The organism is Chitinophaga sp. 22308, assembly GCF_052045305.1.
Taxonomy (GTDB): Bacteria; Bacteroidota; Bacteroidia; order Chitinophagales; family Chitinophagaceae; genus Chitinophaga; species Chitinophaga varians_A.
On sequence record NZ_JBQEOP010000008.1, the window covers coordinates 493,854 to 512,943 of the forward strand.

Below are 19,090 nucleotides of genomic sequence, written 5' to 3' on the forward strand. Positions count from 1 at the left end.
GCCGGCATAGGGTTAGTAATGCTTATTCTGCGACAGCATATTTCCGTTCGTACAGCAATTCCTTTTCGCCAAACAGGCGCTCGGCGATCATACCTTTCTCCTGGCAGTTTTTAACGAGTTTGTCAGACTGGATAATAGGATTGGAGGCATCCGTATATTTAATGCTGCTGATAAACTCCAGCCATGGTTCCATGCCCATTGCATACACGTACACTTCTTTCGGGTTAAAGATTTCCACCAGCGACATTCCTTTTACACAATCAGAACCTGCCAGCCTGCGGCTGCTGTCCTGCTCACGGGTGATCTTCTTTGTCATCAGCGGGCCATAGAGCCAGGTCAGGGGCGCGCCATCGCATTCCATGCCCAGGAACATCACGTCCACATCACCGATGCTGTCATGAATATGTTGGTAGAGCGCTGGCTCACTAATGCGGGAATCCGCCAGGAATAAAAGTTTGAAGCCACTGATCTGTACCAGGTAGCAGGCTTTGGACAAGATATTGAGATCGCTGTGTTCTCCGGTAAACGGTAATCCTGTGATAGTGGTATTGCTAAACGTAATGGTCTCCATTTCTTCTATCGCTTCCACCTGGTCAAAACCAATGTTCTGGAACATCAGCCGCAGGTCAGGGTTCTCCAGCTGTCCGGAGTTGGTACGGGGCACGATCAGGTGTTTGATCTTATGACGGAGCGGTAACAGTGTTTCAAACAAAATATGGTCCTGGTGATTGTGGGTAATCAGTACGTAATCGATCACGTCCGGCAGGTCGGCATCGGAGAAATGTTCAATATCGCTGTCGTATCCGTAGTAGCTGATCAGCGGGTCTACCAGGATGCTGACATCTTTTGTTTCCACCAGGATACAGGCGTGGCCGAAGTAGCGCATGCGGATTTTATCACCAGTATATTTCTTATAAACGGGGGGCGGTGTGGTAGTAAAAAAGGTATTAAAAAGCGCTTCGTCCTCTGGGGAGATGGCTAACAATGTCTTGATATATTCCATGCTTTTCGGACTGCGCTTCATTCTGGCCAGTTCATCGATGCCGGCATGGTCAAAGGGTATTTCCAGGTGCAACACTCCCGGCTCATTGAGCCGTGGGGTGCTCAGGCAGAAAGGACGATGGTCATTTTCTGTCACCCACAGGGCGATGCTTTGGGAAGACTTATTATAGAAGCGGCTCTTATAGAGCAGTGCTTCAAAAAAACGGAAATCCGCGTTGTTGTTACGGTCGTAGAACAGTTCCACATATCCTTTGAGGATAGGCGGCACTTTTTCGTACAACGATTCCATGCCCATGCCTTTTCCTTCTGACTCCAGCAGACGGTCCAGTTCTTTTACGGCTTTGGAAAACTTCAACGCTTTCTCCTGCTCTTTCATGGTTTTTTCATAGAGGGCGCTCACTTCATCTACACGGTCAACCGGTATGTCCATAAAAGGTCCCCCTTTCATTTTGGGGTTCAGCACCGCTTCCGCATGAACAGAAGGTTCCATGATAAAGGAGTCCATGATATTAAGATGCCGGCCCACTACGTTCATAGCGGCCGTGGCAGGTGATATCAGGTGGCTCCAGGCGTACCATCTGTCAAATAAGGGTTCAATTACTACGTTGGGTTTTAAGTAAAATTCATTACCACTCATGATGGTGAGATTTCGCATTAAAAAATATTGATCATAAAAGTGTTTCCTCCCAGGTGTAGCAGACCTTACCACGACGTAAGGTCCGGCGTCCGCCTGGTGGAAACACTTGTGTATCATGAATGTCACAGGAGCTGTAGTCAATCCGGCAGTTTGGTAAGTTCCACCCATACCAGTGATTATCGGATAAAAACATGCTTCCTGCGAGCATCCAGACGACTTAACAAAAATACCTGTGATCTGGTGTCGGGCTGTTTACTGTTAATCGGCGAGTACCGTACCGACGCCTGCTACTTTTGCTTTTTCATAAAAGTAAACCGCAGTAGCAATGTCAAACACGGCCATTCCCATCGGATTAAACATGACCACCTCTTCCATCCCCGCATTTTGTAATTTGTCTTCACAAATGATATCCACAAGTGACAGCGTGCTTTCTTTCGTTAGTCCCTGCGTTTTGTGCATCACTTCGATGTCTGTATTTTCCCGGCATACTTCCTCCCAGTCATCGACCACGATGTATTTAGCGTAGTTGATAAATTCGGGCACATAATCTCTCAGGGAAACATTCAGTTGCAGGGATCCTTTCTTAGGCGCTTTGTTGATGTATGGCTTTTTTGATACAGTACAGGTCATGAGTATATCAGCATGCTCGAACGCTTCTTCCCAGGTATGGACGATATTTACTTTATCTTTTAAGGACGCAGGGACCAGTGACGGGTCGGGTTGATTAAGATCGTAGATATTCACATGGTCCAGGCGGTCACCCAGCAACGTGCTGATCATGTCCAGGTGTTGCTGGCCGATAGGCCCGAAACCGATAATACCTACGGTTAATTTCCCCTGCCGGTTGCGTTGCAGGTATTCCTTCACTACCAGGCCGGTTACCGCTGCCGTACGAACAGCGCTGACATGGCTGGTATTGATAATACAGGCAGGCACACCGGTGTCTGCATCATTTAATATAGTGACAGAATTAGCACGTGGAATATTCTTCCTGATATTATCCGGAAAGCTGGCGATCCATTTAATACCGGAAAAAGATACTTTACCGCCTACAAATGCAGGCATAGCGATGATACGGTTAGTGACGTCCCGGTATCTCAGGTAAGGTTTGATGGGTTGGGCAAAATCTCCATCCTTCAATGTGTGGACTGTTTCCCGGATCTTTTCGATCACTTCTTCCCAGTTAATTCCCAAGTGTAACAGATCGGACTTACTTAAATAGTACATGTTTATTATGCTTTTATGGTAGATAGCTTTTCCATCATGTTATTTACCCATTTCTTGTCGTATACATTGTTGATATAGGAATCTCCGCGGTCGGCGCAACAAAACAGTGTAACAGGAGCACCCTCGATAGCGTGTGAATTAAAATAGTTCTTGATAGCGGCATAGACGGCACCGGAAGAGGCGCCTGCGAAAATGTTCTGTTCTTTAACAAGCTCGTGACAGCCTTTCACCAATTCTTCGTGCGACACGATCATAATTTCATCGATAATGGCATGTTCCAATATGGAAGGTACTTTGCTGGAGCCCAGGCCGGAGACATATCTCTTTTGGGGAGGGATATTAAAAATCACCGAGCCTTCAATATCTACGGCGACAATGGTGACGTTGGGAAATTTTTCCTTTACTTTTTGGGATATCCCGCTGATGGTGCCGCAGGAACTCACCGCAATAAACATATAATCCAGCTGCTCAAACCGGTCGCAAATCTCTTTTCCCAGGGTGTTATAGTATCCCCGGAAGTTATCAGGATTATCATACTGGTTCGTCCAGAAGCTGTTGGGATGCCGGGCGCACAGTTCTTTTACCGTTTCGATCCTGGTCAGGAGATACCCCCCGGTGCTGTCTTCCTTCTCCACTTTCACTACCTTGTCCGTAAACAGACGTAGCATGGCCTCATTCTCCCGGTTGATATTAGGATCGATGACAGGGATAAAGGACAGTCCCAGATCTTTGCAGATCCTGGCCAGCGCGATGGCAAAATTACCGGAGCTGGACTCAACGATCACCGTATCGCTGTTGACTTTACCATTACGGATGGCGTTAGAGAGAATACTCAGCGCAGCCCTGTCTTTAATGCTGCCTGAATAGTTCCTGTATTCCAGTTTGGTGAACAGGGACACTCCCGGCATGTTCAACGCTACAACTGGCGTATTTCCGATCAGACCGCTGATCTTTTCGAGGGAAGATAACATCATCTCATCAGGTTTTCAATGATTTAAAATGGGACATCGGGATAACAAAATGTTTTCCATTTACCTACCCGTTGCTGTTTCCTATATATGTTTTATTACATCCATATCTCACCATAGTTGACACAATACTGCATTCACCGTAAGGGATAAATTTTCTTACAGGCGTGACAGATATTTTGTTCATATGAAAGAGAAGCCCAGACTACGCAAGGGCAACAACATTGACAACAGTATCATAAGGCATGTGTATTAAATACCTTTCTACTGCACTTAGGCCCTGTTGTAACAATTGTAGCATAGCGGCAGCAATCAGCACGGTTTTCCGTTCCCGATTAAATATCCAATACCATTAGTAATGTAAGCCGGGTCTGGTAAAACGACAGTTATACCGACCGGAAAAACCAGGTGCACAGTTTTTTTCTTAAATCTCTTTGTGGAAATTCGCTCTTTCCGACAATACACAGTTTGTAAATCAAGTTTGTCATAACTTGACCCGGGTCATTCTAAACAGGTTTTTAAGGATGACTGACAACAGTGCTTATACACAAAATGTATAAATGCTGATGCTGGAATCTCTTACTGGTCTCTACATGTTCATGGGATTGAAAAATAGGGTCAGAGAAAACATAGTTGTGGTGGAAACAACCTTTTTATATCGTAAATACTTTCCAGTTCGTGATGGAAACATATTCGTTAGCGAAGTAAAGTAAATAAATAATTCTCAAACAACAAAAAGTCTTATCAAGAAAATGCAAAAAATTATTTTTCCCGTAACATTGAGTCACACTCCCAAACACCAGTAAAATAGCGCCTTTACATAAACACCATGAAATATTACCTCACCGCATACTGCCATTAAACTACCGACGACTGCGGTCAATATTAGATGTCAAAACAGGTATTATTTACGTTTATTAATTATAATAGGAAACCAAACAATCATGACCAATGCAGTAATATTTCAGTAGAAATATTGATTATAATAAAAAACAAAACCCCGCGCAGGTGCACGGGGTTTTGTTTTTTTATCCAGCTCACATAAGGCCTGACAGCCATTGTGACGGCAGTTATTTTTTCGCTCACTGCGAAAATCACTCGGTGATCACGATCTTGCCTGTTTTCAGCGGTTTGGCTGAAGGCTGTTTACTATTGTAAATACTATAGATATAAACACCTGTGTTCAGATTACCGGTATTGACAGTGCTGCCATCATTCACATATTCAACGCGCACCATCCTGCCTCTGACATCATATAACCGCAGCAGCAGCGTAGCATTATCATGACTGCGTACAGTCACGCTTCCGCCCAGCTGCACCCTTGTGGGATATACGCTGATATTGCCAACCTGTTGTTTACCAGCCAGCACCGCCTTTGTTGCAGATGCCGTAGTGTCCGGGCAACCGGCGAATGACAGTTCAGCGATGGAAGTCCACGGATTCGCGTTTACCTCAGAAGTGGCCACCAGTTTTACATAACGGGCTTTCACGGTGGGAGAGAAAACAACATCCTGTGCCGCCGTACTGTTCACAAAATTGCCACTGGCCACCTGCGTCCAGTTGATGCTATCGGCGCTCACCTGTACCTGATAGGCATTGATGCGCCCATTGGTACCTGACTGCCGGGGCAGATAGGTGAGCTTGCTCAGGTTATACGCGCCGCCGAGATAGATGGAGATATAATGTGGCATGGGCGCCGTACTGTTGTACCACTGCGTATGCCAGAAGGTACTGTTGTTTCCGTCAATAACATTGACCGCCGGAGCGCTCTCCCCTGTTGTTTCCTGGCTGTCGAACTGCGATACCCTCAACTGCGTACGTGGTATCGGATTGTTACAGGCCCCGGCCACAGGCGGATTGCCAGGACTGCCCGCGCCAAAGCCTCCCACACCGGTATTAAAGGTGCCCGCCACATAATAGATGGTAGCGCCTTTCTTCCCGCTGCTGTCACGCGATACGTAGATCGTACCGGCCCCGTCAGGCTGAGGATTTGATGGTGTAACGTTGCCCACCTTGTTCTTCACTTTCACCAGCTTCGCGGAATCCCAGGTGAGTCCTGTAGCGGCCTCCCAACCTTGTTTTTCAGCGGCGGTATAATATAACGTTACCTGTAGGCTGCCGGCACTGTTGTTATTGGCAGTCGTGATCTTATATGTTTTTGAAGCCAGGTAATGTGCAGGGACGGTATCCCAGAACGGCACGGCAGTGGCGCCTGCACGGTCTATCTGCACAGTGGCGCAGCCATAGTCAAAGGCCGACAGGTTTTTCACTTTCGCCAGGACCTTGCCGGTGCTGTCCGCAAAGTAAACGGTGGCATTGGGCCCGAGGTACTGCGTAGTGCTGGTATTCAGTGTACCCGCCACCGTAGTAACGGCAGGCCGTGTATTAAAGATCAGGTTAGGCCTGGTAGAGCCATAGCCCGGCGCGTTGAAACTACACCCTGCACCATTGGTCTGCCGCTGGAATGCCGTAGGATTGGCACCGCTGACAGAAATGGACGCAACGAGATTGTCTCCCTGGTCTGTGCCGTCCGCATTGTTGTAGCAGGACTGTATAAGGATGTTACTGCTGCCGTCCCAGTAGAAGGGCTGTGAGAAAGGAACCTGTACCCATCCGGTATCCGCCACGCTGATGCTGCCACTGTACACCGTTGTGACCGGACTGTTATCAAATTGTGTGTCCGTAAACGTTGGCTGTGAGGTGGTGCCTACTGCCAGGTTGAAATTCTGGAACGTGCTGGTAGTAGTGACGGTACGTGAAATCACATGATAAGCAATGGAGTAGATATTGCCGCGTTGCAACCCTGCCGCTCTCAGCTCATCTGCCGGATAAATAGTCTGGGTACGTTTGTCAGACTGTGTGCCATTGAACGGGCTGGACGCGCTGCCCCCCGTAGTACCGTTGCCGTAAGTGAGGTTAACAAGCCCCGTATCTCCTACCGGCGATCCGTCCGGATAGCTGATATTCACGCGGCAGGTTTGGGCTGACGGGTTAGCCATCGCATTCGTAGTACCGTTGACGTTAAACGACAGCAATGCATATTTGCCGGCCGGGTCTGTCTTACTGCCGTACACCCTGAGGGTAACGGTGCGTGGCGCCGTCTGTCCGGATGCGAAGACCAGCGTGTCGCCGGGCGTGGTAAAGCTGCCGTTGGTGGTCACATCATAATCGATGCCCTTCACCGCGGAAGACGTAGAACCTGCCACCAGCTGCACATTGGCATTGCCGGAAGGAGCCGGGCTGATGGTCAGGTCAACTGTATAGTCCGTATAAGGCCTGCATCCTGATTTACTAACGCCGCCGGCGGCCGTATTGACAGTGGTAGCCGAAAAAGAAACCAGTGGCGTGATGGCGTTATTAAATTTGGTACCAAAAACACCACGGCCATAAAAACTCACCCGCAGCTCACTGCTGTCGGCCACACCGTTGTTGTAGGCAAAGATGTCCGTAATGTCTGCAACCGTGGGCAGTCCGATGGAATACAGCGACCAGTCGGCCATGTTCTTGTTGCGGTAGTATACGCCTCGCGCGGTGGCAAGGTATACCGATTCGTTGGTAGCGTAACGGTCTTCCAGCAGCCGGATAATATTCACCGGCGGCAGCGTGCCACTGATGTCCGTGAAAGTGTTCCCCTGGTCTGCGGAGCGGTACACCTTGCTGCCGCAGGAAACATACACCACATTGGTATCGCTTTTAATGGTTGTAACGCTGGCGGCTACACTGGTGGCCACCGGCGCGGCCACGCTGACAAAGGTCGGCGATGCCGCCAACGCATTGCGGGTACGGTATACTTTCTGATTGGTGGTGACATAATACACCACATTGGCATCCGCATTGCTGACATGCAGCGCCTTGATCTTTTCTGTGTTGTTCACCAGCCTGGTCCATGCGGGAGAGGCTGCGGTAATGTTGGTACTGCGCCACAGTCCCGTATCAGCGATGAACGCCACGCTCACATTGGCGGGCGTAAATTCCAGCTCCATCTTATTGGAAGCGGTGAACGGCACATTATAGGCGCTTTCACTACCGGTTACCGCTCTTCGCTTACCGTTTTCGTAATAATACACCTGGTTGTTAGTGTTATAGTCAAATGCGGAACGTGAGCCCCAGTCGCCGCCCCTGTTGGTAAACCACGGATTGACGGCGTATTTGTAATACAGCTCTCCGTTGTCCTGCGTGCCAATGCTGATCATATCCCGGCGGATAGGGCTGTTGGAGGCGTGATACACTTCCGTTGACGAAAGCCCGTCGCTGCGTGGCACCCAGTTGGTACCCCCATCTGTGCTGAGCCACACGCCGCCATCATTATAGTTAAACACCTTACTGGTATTATAGGGACTTACCTTGATGCCATGCATGTCCGTGTGGATCATGGTCCACCAGCCGGTCTGTATCTGTGTCCAGTTGCTGCCGCCGTCTGTACTTTTCCATACAATATGCGCCACCAGGTAAAGGATGTCCGCATTCACCGGATCTGCGCCAATAGCGAAGTTATAGTTACCCTGGCCGCTGGAGGTGGCATTATAGCCTACCAGATTGGGTGCCACGTCGCCTTTTACCTGTGTGAAACTGGTGCCGCCATTGGTGGATTTATAGATCACGCCGCCGGAAACGGCATCATTGGCGCCCACCATTCCTACATACACCCGGTTGGAATCGGCAGGTGTTACGGCAATCCTGCTGCCTTTGGCCCCCGCAGCCGGCAAGGTAAGCGCAACAGGCGTCCAGGTTTCGCCCATATCAGTGGACGTATAGAACCCACCGGCCATGTTTACGGCATAGATAGTTGTGGTATTGTTGGACGCCTTGTAAGCCATATCCGTGAACTGGCCGCCACTGAGCTTGTTGGTCCAGGAAGTGCCTCCATCCGTTGTTTTCCATATGCCATCGTTGGTAGCAGCGATCAGCACATTATGATCTGTTTTCGACATAAGCAGCTCTACTGCCATCCGGTTGCCGATGCCGCTGTTGGAAGGCAGCCACGACTGCCCACCGTCAGTGGTTTTGTAAACACCCAACGCTGTGCCATAGTAGTTGGGATCACCTGTTCCCAGGTACATGATCTGATCATTGGTATAATCAATGCATACGGAAGCGCAGGACGCTTTAGGCAGCTCGTCGGTGCCCTGTAACTGCCAGGTATTGGCCGTGTCCGTACTTTTCCAGAGGCCCCATACGCTAGTGGCGTAGATGGTGGCTGCATTGGAAGGGTGGAACTTCATCTGTGTAACGCGGCCGATGCCGTTGATCTGTCCCGAAGAGTTGACCGGGAACAGCACCGGGCCTATATTCCGCCAGTTGCCATAGTTTTGCGCCGCGGCAGATACCGATAAAAAAAGGGCGGATAAAAACAGATATATATATTTACGCATAGTCATTGCGGTTATTTCAGTTGATGATGGGGAATCGCTATTGTTCTACAACTTTTTGCCGGAGTTATCATTGTTCTTCTCCTGTTCTTTCTTGTCTTTAGCGTGCTTTTCCTGTATGTTCGTCTTTAGTTGTTTTTGCTGCTGCCATATCTGCACCTGCCTTTCGCTGCTAAGAATAGACCCGTCCGGCTGTACATAGGGCAGTACCTGCCTTCTCCACCACTGGTACTTTTTGTAGGCGAAGGCATATTTGCGTGCATCTTCTTCCCTGTCGCGTTCCGCTTCTGATTCTTTTCTTTTGAAAATGCCCAGGAACCGCCGTTTCCGCTCCGTGTTCTTTTTCACGTCCAGTATTTCATCTTCTTCTATAGGCAGTTCCTTCCCCTTCCAGAAATCGTTGAAAGATTTTTCTATCACGAAAAAATTAACATTGGGATCATCCATCATAGTGACCCAATCAGGTTCTTTTGGCTGCTGGCGTGACTCATGGCGTTGCGCCGATACCGTTGTACCGAGCAACAGCCATGTTATCAGCAGCATGCAGTGCCGTAAAGGCTTCCAGACAAATTGCTTTTTCATTATTCAGGTTGTTTAGGTGTGAGAAACAGATATTGGTGAATGATAAACAGGTATAACGGCCGCGATGTCTTCACTATCCAACTGATATACCTGTTGAATGTGGGCAGGCGTCAGCACCTCTTCACGGGCACCTTGTGCCACCATCCGCCCTTTGTGCAGCAACAGGACGTTATCGGCAAACTTCGCAGCGATATGCAGGTCGTGCAGCACCGCTACAATGACCAGGTCCTGCTGTTGCAGCAGTGCTTTTAGCTGGCGCATGAACCGGAACTGGAAGTGTACGTCCAGGAAAGTGAGCGGCTCGTCCAGCAGCAGGTAACGGCAGCCATGGAGCGGGCTTTCCCATATCTGGGCCAGCACACGCGCAAAATGTACCCGCTGCTTTTCCCCGCCGGACAGACTGAGATAGTCGCGCTCCGCCAGGTCTTCCAGGTCAAACAGCGCCATCGCCTCCTTGCAGTAACGTTTATCCGTTAGCGTGGGCACGCCCTGGATATGCGGATAGCGGCCCATCAGCACCACTTCCCGCACTTTCAGCGGGAAGGCCAGCTCCTGCTGCTGCGACAGCGCCGCCCTGACAGCGGCCAGTTCTTTCACGGAGAAATCGGTGACCAGCCTGTTACCGTACATGACAGTGCCCGACGCCGGCGCCAGCTGTCCCGCCGCAATCCGCAGCAACGTGGATTTGCCGGCGCCGTTAGGCCCCATGACAATGTGCATCCTGCCAGGGCCCCATTGTACACTGATGTCTTCCAGCAATAGGTTGTTGTGTTTTATACAGGTAATACCAGATAAGGCAAGCATCAGAAATAATATTTTTTCTTCTTCAGTAAAAAAATAAACACAGGCACACCGGCCAGGGAAGTAACAATGCCTATCGGCAGCTCCGCAGGCCGCAGCAACAGCCTGGCCGCAATGTCCGCAGCTGTCAGCAATATGGCGCCGGTGAGTGCGCCGGCAGCCACCAGGTAACGGTTGTCTGCTCCCTTCCAGATACGCAGCAAATGCGGCACCACCAGCCCCACAAAACTGATCACTCCTGTAAAAGCCGTTACCACCGCTATCATGATCACATTGATGACCATCACTTCCATCTTCAACCGCTTTACGCCAACCCCTGACAACTGCGCTTCCTCCTCTCCCAGCATCAACAGATTGAGCCTGGCCGCGCAGGCCATGGCCCGCCAACAGCACAGCGTCACCACAATAGCGGTGATGATCACTGATTCCCAGTTGGCGCCGGACAAAGTGCCGAGGTTCCAGAAAGTAATAGAGCGCGCCTGCGGGTCCCTCGCGATGTACGACAAAAAGCCGGTGCCGCTGAGGAACAAGGCATTGACAGCTATGCCCATCAGCAACAACGTAACAATGCCTGTTTTACCGTTTTCCCTGCTGCCTGACAAGCCCAGCACCATAAAAGTGGCCAGCATAGCGCCGGCACACGCAGCCAACGGCAACATCCAAACGCCGGCATGAAAGTGGAACGTTGCGCCTGTCACAAAATACAGCGCGGCGCCAAAAGCGGCCCCGCTGGAAGTGCCTATCAGGCCCGGCTCTATGATGGGATTCCTGAACAGCGCCTGCAACAGCACGCCGCCTACCGCCAGCGCGGCGCCGGCAAATAAACAGAACAGCACGCGAGGCAATCGTATTTCCAGAAAAACCCGCTCATGAAGCGTATAATCGCTTCCGTTATAAAACAGTTTTCCCGCAGCACCGGCGATCTCCCTGATATGGATATCTATGGCGCCCAGACAGGCAGACAACAATACTGCTGCCACCAGCAACGCAGTCAACCAGGGGAATACACCTTTATTTGGGCTGTTTTGCATGTATCAGTTTTTGCAGTGTCAGCACATTGGCGCCGGTACGCGGCCCCAGGTATATCAGGTCATGTTCTTCTACCCGGTAGATGCGGTTATTACGCGCGGCTTTAGTGCCGGACACACCGGGCAGCTCCTTGATCTTTCCGATAGACCCCAGCCTGTCGTAACCGAAATCCGTCAGCAGTATCACATCAGGGTCTGCTTGTGCTATCAGTTCCGCGGAAACCTGTTGCATGCCTTTATTGCCTCCGATAGGAATGACCCCGCCGGCCCATGCCACCATCTTCGCTGCCGTGCTCTTCTCTGTTACAGCGAGATAAATATTCATGGCGCGGCCAAAGTGAATGATCACCACATGGGGCGTATCCGTATAGTGTTTACCGTTAGCCAACGCTTCGCTCATCTGGGCGTCCAGTATCCGGCAAAGACTGTCAGCCTGGCGTTCTCTCCCAAAGTAACTGCCCAGTTCCCGGATCATGCCTTTATCCTGTTCTATCGTAAACACACTGTCAGCAAAGGTTTTCATCGGTATCTTCATCTTCTCCAGCTGCTGCATTACCTGTTCGGGCCCTACGTTATTGTCATGGACCACCAGCGTAGGTTCTTGCGAGATAATGCCTTCCGCGCTCAAAGCCCGGTGGTAGCCCACTGTAGGCAGCGCTTTAATGGCCGGCGGATAGGTACTGGAAAGATCTACCGCCACCAGGTCTTTTTCTGCGCCCAGCGCATAGATCACTTCGTTGTACTGCTTAGCAAGGCAAACAATACGTTTACTTCCGGCATGCTGGTCCTTGTTGCCAAACCGGCCACAGGAACATGTCAGCAGCAGCATGGCCGGCAACAGGTATATATTTTTCATGGTGATACTTTAGGGGATGATTAACTTTCAGAATTTATAGGCCAGATTAAAACCGCCGTACCACACGGCTTTATAGGGCCCGGGAAGATAAATATTAGGCGGCGCTGCGCTGTAGTTGGCATTCAGGAACACCATCGTGTAATACCTGCTGCCTGTTATGTTATTGCCGCCGGCAAATACATCGAGGCTGAAATGCTTCCCGAGATCACACCGGTAACCTGCCTTAGCCTGCAACAGCGTATAGGCATCGGCGTAGTGTGCATTGTCGTATGTAATAGGCATACGGTCTACATACTGCCAGGTGGTATTCAGATAAACGCCCCATACTGACACGAGGTCCACACCGGCATTAAACAGATGCGGCGATACGCCGGAAACTTTGTTGCCGCTGTAGTCCACCGTCTTGGCGTTGTTGTTGTTATCACTTTTAAACTGCCTGTAGGTAAAGCTGGAATAGGTATAACTTACAAATGGCCTTACCAGTGAAAATACCTGCGGATGTTTTGGTTGCAGCGCATAGGCGATATCCGTTTCCATGCCCAGGTTTTGCTGCGCGCCGGCATTGGTGCTCATCGTATACAGCACGGTACCGGTGTTGCCCTCCGTGACAGCCTGTGAGGTGAGCTTGTCTTTGATCTCCATATCAAACACCGCCACCTGGAACGACAGCCGCTTCCCCAGCAGACTGCCTTTGGCCCCTGCCTCATACTGTACCGCCTTCTCAGGGCGCAGGGCTGTATTCACTGCGCCAATCTGCGGAATCACTACCTGCCCGGACACCGGCGGCGAATATCCTTTGCTCACGCCGGCGTAAAACGACACTGTTTCGTTCACGGTTTTCAGCACGCTCACCTGCGGTGTCAGTACGGGCGTAAACGTTTTATGGCCCGACTGGTCCTTGTGCGTGGGATTGGCCGTATTGGTCAACCGGTCGGTAATGCTGTATTCGATGTAGTTATTGCTGACGCCGGCCGTAACAAGGAAACCCTGCGGCAGCTTCAGTTCCCATTGCGTAAAGAGACTATACTGCATGGCAGAGACCTCCAAGTCACCGGTGGGTGGCCCTTGTACAGCATTGGCGAGCGCATACCCTTTTTTGAAGGAATTTGTTTTCTGGTATTCAGCGCCCACGGTACCATTCAGCGTAACGGCTTTTCCCGCAAAGCTCAGCCCGAAAGCTGTGCGTGCGCCCACATTTTGGGCGATGTTGGACGTCAGTCCGGCTGCAAAAGCCTGCGACTGTTTGTAGCCGCTGAAATAAGCACTGGTCATATTGTTGACATGCGGGGAAAAGGTGTACTGATGAGAAAGCCCTGCGCGGTATGTTTCAAAGGCAACGTATCCTTTATTCTTCAGATAGGGTATTTCACCGGTGTCTTTACGCTGTGCAAACTGGCTGCTGTCCAGCTGTCCGGCCAACTGGTCATTGGAATTGTTATAGGCCGCATATACGGAGAAGGTTTGTTTTTCGTTACTGTGAAAATCCCCGATGAAAGACACATAGTCTTTTTTGGAGGCGCTGTTGATACGGTAACTATCATAATTCTGATGGCCATAATTCAGCATAACGGACGACTGTTCGTCGGCATATTCGAGGCGGGTATTGGTCCTGAAAAGGCCATAGCTGCCAGCCACCGCCTCCTGTGAAATACGTGTGCCATATACCGACGGCTTCAGCGTATACATCCTGAGCACCCCGCCAATGCCGCTGCCATAGAGGCTGGAAGCCGGCCCTTTGATCACTTCCATGCGGCCGAGGATAGAAAAGTCTATATCATCGAGAATGGTGGTCCCTTCCCCATCCGTCACCGGAATACCGTTCAGGTACGCCTTGTAGCCGGTACCATTGAAGTTGGTACCATTACCATAACCGCGTATGGTGATGCGTTGTCCGCCGGCCATTGTCCTTTTCTCCATCCGTACTCCGGGGATCAGGTTGAGCGTATATTCCGGGGAAATACCGTCATTACGCTGCAGGTCTTTCCGTCCCAGCACCGCCACCGACTGCGGCTGTAGCAAATTACTGCGGGGCTTCGCCGCGTTGACGGAAACCTCACTGAGATTATAGGACGTGGCTGCAAGACCTATCAGCAAAAGCGGGCCATTGCCTTTTACGCGCACGGTCTGCGGCTCATAACCGGAGGCCATTACCAGCAACCGGTCGTAATGCTCGCCGATACTGAATTCTCCGGCGACATCGGTTGTTGTTAATAGTTGGTCGCCTGCATAGATACCGGCACTTTTTACGGGAGACAGTGTGTAGAGATCATAGACCCTTCCTTTGAAAGACTGTTGGGCATAGGTATGTAGCATGCATAGCCATGCCACCGCCAACAAGGACATTTTTTTCATTGTTTATCAGATGTTTGGTTGAAATATAATGCTCGTCAATATTATCTATGGGCCAACGTCAGCAGGTTCAATGTCACGATGGGATCAGGTTCACAGGAGCGGTCAGATTTTTCAATGTCAGCTTGGATGTTCACTTAAATCAGGATAGCCATTCGTTACTAAAGCTAGTAAAAATTTATCATGATGCGGAATTTTTTTTCAGTTCGATTTTATGCAAGCGACAGTGCATACCAAGGTTAATATCCTTATATCCGGTGATAGAATGGTTGTTGTCCTTACCTTATATTTGCACGATGTATCCGAAAAAGAACTTCCCGAAATTTTCCACCGCACGGTATTGCATCGTGGCATGTTTTATCATGGCCTCCCATCTGCTACAGGCACAGGACGCCTCCGATACGCTGGAGGTATACAGGATCATATTTGCTGCAACCGGTAAACCAGCCAGCAGTAAGACGCCTTCCCCTTCCATGACCGTCTGCTATCATCCTGACTACCTGTCCGCCACGCAAACCTATGCGAACCGGAAAGCTACCAGCTGGCTTATATGGCACCACAAAAAGATGTTGCTGCAAATTGACGGTAAACAGGGGCTTCCCTTAAACTACAGGATGCAACTAAAAACCAATGTATATCTCCCGGAAGAAACGATCGACAGTACGGCAACCCCGGAGACAAACAACTCCGCTGACAACGGCGACTGGGACAATGCCAACGAATATAACGGCCCCGGATATGGGAAAATAGACTTCACCGCAGACACTATGACCATTGTAGGATACGGATGCCGAAAAGCTGTCATCAATTATTATTATCCTCCGCAATGCACTAATGGCCTTATCAGCAGCGTAACGGTATGGTATACACCTGATCTGCCCGGGTTTTACCTGCCTCCTTTTACCTACCTGCAAAAGATACCCGGTGCCATGCTGATGATTTGTGTCACAACCGCGGACGGCGCGACAGATGGTTATAAGGCGGCTGATATCGTAAAAGAACAGAAGCCTGTTTCTTTCTTCAGGCCGGCAAAAGATATTCAGGTCCTGTATCCGCCGCGGCTTAAGTAATAGCAGGTTGATGACGGTGAATATTTACCGGCGCCGCATGCTCCCGGCAGTGAGTATCGTTATTTTCATCGTTCACCATTAAACCTGTAGTTCAAATGAAAAAAATTCTTTTGTTTGTATCCCTCGTTGTGATAAGCGCCTTCACAACGACTGGCTCCTCTTTTGGTACCAATAACGACGCCCATCACAGCCAGGCGGCTGCCAGATTAACAACTACCTACTATCCCAGCAACTGGAAAGGTGTGGCCATTGATCCGGCAGATGCCGGCTATATGTATGCTTATACATACCTGATCAATTATTCCGCCGGGACCGCCACGCTCATGAGCGGCCCTAACTACTCCATGCTGGCCCTTACTGCTTCCTGCCGGAACGAATGGCTCAATTCCAACATTAACCCTTCCTGTGTGTCCGGTTGCAGAACGTGGTCTTATTATTACAGCGCAGCCCCTTCCTTCACCTCTAAGTACAATTACCTGGTGTTTGGATGCTCTGATGTGATCGATTTTAAATAATGCCGGCCGGCGGCATACTTTTACTGTATGCTGCCGGTTTTGATTTCTCCCGTGAAAATAAAATGTAACGATATTACTCCCCAACATTTGCGCAACGATCTCCCGCCATCATGTGACACCTGTTTACCGTTCCTAAAAAAAATAATTCTTCCTTGCAAATTTCTGAATAGAAACACTATATTTGTTTATGTTCATACATATGAACTTGTTGGATAGCAAGGATAAGCAAAAATAGCATCGATCAAAATCAAAATAGCATAACTATGCCCGCCATCGGGCATTACCACGTTCCTATAGCACGGGGAGATGGAGATTCATGTCAATAAGTGAACAATAATATTCCGAAAACCAGATTATGTTCCAACGTTATGTAAAGGCCGCCGCCTGTATCCTTACCATTTTTACGGCCTGCCATCATCAGGATGCGCAGGACCAGCCGTCTGATAAAATGCCAGATATAGTGGACTACAACTTCCACGTCCGGCCCATTCTGTCCGACAAATGTTTTGCCTGTCACGGCCCGGACGCCAATAAGCGCGAAGCCGGCCTGCGCCTCGACATTGCCGACAGCGCCTACAAAGCGCTGAAAGACGATCCCGGCGCACATGCACTGGTGCCCGGCAACCCGATGGCATCGGCAGTATACCAGCGCATCAGCAGCACCGATACGGCCATGCGCATGCCGCCGCCATCCAGCAACATGACACTCAGCAGCTTTGAAGTAAAGCTGATTGAGAAATGGATCAAACAAGGCGCTCAATACAAACCGCACTGGGCTTTCGTCACGCCTGTCACCCCGGCACTGCCGCAGGTAAAAGACCGCACATGGCCGCACAACGAGATCGACTTCTTCACCCTCGCACAGATGACGGAAAAAGGACTGGCACCTAACCCCGTGGCAGATCATGAACGGCTGCTGAAACGCCTCAGCCTCGACCTCACCGGTCTCCCTCCCACCATAGCACAGATGGACCGCTTCGCCAAAGACACCAGCGACAAAGGCTATGAACGAATGGTGGATGAACTGCTGCAGGACAGCGCCTACGGAGAGAAAATGGCCGTTCACTGGATGGACGTGGCCCGCTATGCAGACTCCCACGGTTACCAGGACGATAACTACCGCAGCATGTGGCCGTGGCGCGACTGGGTGATACACGCTTTCAACACCAACCTCTCCTATAAGGATTTTGTGACCTGGCAACTAGCCGGAGATATGATCCCCGACGCCACCCGCGAACAACTGCTGGCGTCAGGCTTCAACCGCAATCATAAAATCACGGAAGAAGGTGGCGTAATAGACGAAGAATATCGCGTGGAATACGTGACCGACCGTACCAATACCTTCGGCAAAAGCCTGCTGGGCATCACGCTCGAATGCGCCCACTGCCACGATCATAAATATGATCCCTTTTCACAGAAAGAATATTACCAGGTCTTCGCCTTCTTCAACAATGTAAAGGAAGTCGGCCTCGAATCAACGGTGGGCGGTCCGGAAACCTACGCCAAAAAGCCTTACATGGAGATCACCAAAGAAGACCTCCGGGGCGTGCTACGGTTTCTCAACAAACAGGATACGGCGAAGCTTATCGTATCAGTGATGGGAGAAAGAGATACAGCAAGAAAAACATTCATACTGGGCCGGGGCAACTATGACAATCCCACTGCGGAAGTCACCCCAGCCACGCCCAAAGCGATATTGCCATTCAATACCAACAGTTACCCGGGCAACAGGCTGGGCCTCGCCAAGTGGCTGTTTGATCCTAAAAACCCGCTCACCGCCCGCGTTTTTGTAAACCAGGTATGGCAGGATATTTTTGGCAGAGGCATCGTAAAAAGCACCGGCGACTTCGGCATGCAGGGCGACCTGCCCAGCAACCCCGCGCTGCTCGACTGGCTGGCGACGGATTTTCAGCAACATGGCTGGAACATCAAAAGGCTGGTGAAACAACTGGTGATGTCATCCACTTACCGTCAATCTGCTGTGATCTCCCGGGAGAAGCTAAAGGCCGATCCGGAGAACATATACCTCTCAAGGGGACCACGTTTCCGGCTGCCGGCAGAAACAGTACGCGATCTCGTATTGCAAAGCAGCGGCCTCCTCGTCCATGAAGTGGGAGGTCCCAGCGTAAAACCCTATCAGCCCAAAGGACTGTGGGAAATGGCCACCTCCGGCCGCGGACAGCTCTCGACCTATCGCCAGGACCACGGCGCAAGCCTCTACCGCCGCGGATTGTACACGTTCATCAAAAGAACAGTGCCGCCGCCCTCCATGATGATCTTCGATGCCAGCAACCGCGACCAGTGCGAAGTAAAACGGTCTGCCACCAACACACCGCTGCAGGCGCTCATGATGCTCAACGATCCTACCGTGCTGGAAGCCTCCAGGGTACTGGCCTCCCGCCTGCTGCAACAAAACAACGGCATACCGCAGCATATACAGCAGGCCTTCCGCCTGATCGTCTGCCGCACGCCACAGGCACACGAAACCGCCACCCTGCTGCAATACTACGAACAACAACAGGCATACTATAAAAAACAACCGGCCAACGCCGCCAAACTGCTGCACCATGGAGAATATCCGATGGCAGCAAATCTTGACCAGGCCTCCTGGGCTGCCATGATGCAGGTGATCACCACCATTTATAACCTGGAAGAAACGCTGTCCAAAACATAAACCGGTAAAGGT

The 19,090-nt window shown here is 50.5% G+C and carries 12 protein-coding genes; 3 read left to right on the forward strand and 9 right to left on the reverse strand.

The annotated features are described in order from the left end of the window. Positions 1–22: 22 nt before the first annotated feature. From ACTJJS_RS30025 to ACTJJS_RS30065, 9 genes are all read right to left on the reverse strand, one after another. Positions 23–1,657 carry an MBL fold metallo-hydrolase gene (locus tag ACTJJS_RS30025; RefSeq protein WP_247655048.1) on the reverse strand — a complete coding sequence of 545 codons (1,635 nt, stop codon included), beginning with the start codon at positions 1,655–1,657 and terminating at the stop codon, positions 23–25. A 240-nt stretch (positions 1,658–1,897) separates the two neighbouring features. Further along, entirely contained in the window at positions 1,898–2,866 is a 969-nt protein-coding gene (gene sbnB, locus ACTJJS_RS30030) for a 2,3-diaminopropionate biosynthesis protein SbnB (RefSeq protein ID WP_440667391.1), read from the reverse strand. A gap of 5 nt (positions 2,867–2,871) precedes the next feature. Beyond that, complete coding sequence (gene sbnA, locus ACTJJS_RS30035) at positions 2,872–3,840, reverse strand: 2,3-diaminopropionate biosynthesis protein SbnA (RefSeq protein ID WP_211092739.1); 969 nt, start codon at positions 3,838–3,840, stop codon at positions 2,872–2,874. A gap of 1,088 nt (positions 3,841–4,928) precedes the next feature. Further along, positions 4,929–9,206: a discoidin domain-containing protein gene (locus tag ACTJJS_RS30040; protein ID WP_440667393.1), complete on the reverse strand. Its 4,278-nt coding sequence runs from the start codon at positions 9,204–9,206 to the stop codon at positions 4,929–4,931. 45 nt (positions 9,207–9,251) lie between these two features. Next, on the reverse strand, positions 9,252–9,785 hold the full coding sequence (locus ACTJJS_RS30045) for a hypothetical protein (protein WP_440667395.1): 534 nt from the start codon (positions 9,783–9,785) through the stop codon (positions 9,252–9,254). Between the two features lie 12 nt (positions 9,786–9,797). After that, the gene (locus ACTJJS_RS30050; protein WP_440667397.1) at positions 9,798–10,589 is read right to left on the reverse strand and encodes a heme ABC transporter ATP-binding protein; all 792 of its coding nucleotides are present in this window, start codon (positions 10,587–10,589) and stop codon (positions 9,798–9,800) included. Next, entirely contained in the window at positions 10,589–11,617 is a 1,029-nt protein-coding gene (locus ACTJJS_RS30055; RefSeq protein WP_440667399.1) for a FecCD family ABC transporter permease, read from the reverse strand. Before ACTJJS_RS30055 ends, ACTJJS_RS30050 begins: the two co-directional genes overlap by 1 nt. Beyond that, a complete protein-coding gene (locus tag ACTJJS_RS30060) occupies positions 11,598–12,470 on the reverse strand; it encodes a heme/hemin ABC transporter substrate-binding protein (RefSeq protein WP_440667401.1) in 873 nt (290 codons plus the stop codon). Before ACTJJS_RS30060 ends, ACTJJS_RS30055 begins: the two co-directional genes overlap by 20 nt. Before the next feature lie 27 nt (positions 12,471–12,497). Continuing rightward, positions 12,498–14,822 carry a TonB-dependent receptor gene (locus tag ACTJJS_RS30065; RefSeq protein ID WP_440667402.1) on the reverse strand — a complete coding sequence of 775 codons (2,325 nt, stop codon included), beginning with the start codon at positions 14,820–14,822 and terminating at the stop codon, positions 12,498–12,500. Positions 14,823–15,115: 293 nt separating this feature from the next. On the opposite strand from ACTJJS_RS30065, the gene ACTJJS_RS30070 reads away from it, so the two are divergent. The 3 genes from ACTJJS_RS30070 (at position 15,116) to ACTJJS_RS30080 (ending at position 19,078) form a co-directional block, all read left to right on the forward strand. Next, complete coding sequence (locus ACTJJS_RS30070; RefSeq protein ID WP_440667404.1) at positions 15,116–15,889, forward strand: hypothetical protein; 774 nt, start codon at positions 15,116–15,118, stop codon at positions 15,887–15,889. A 95-nt stretch (positions 15,890–15,984) separates the two neighbouring features. Continuing rightward, a complete protein-coding gene (locus ACTJJS_RS30075; protein ID WP_440667405.1) occupies positions 15,985–16,404 on the forward strand; it encodes a hypothetical protein in 420 nt (139 codons plus the stop codon). A 355-nt stretch (positions 16,405–16,759) separates the two neighbouring features. Continuing rightward, positions 16,760–19,078 (forward strand): PSD1 and planctomycete cytochrome C domain-containing protein, encoded by a 2,319-nt coding sequence (locus ACTJJS_RS30080; protein WP_440667407.1) that lies wholly within the window; start codon positions 16,760–16,762, stop codon positions 19,076–19,078. Positions 19,079–19,090 lie beyond the last annotated feature (12 nt).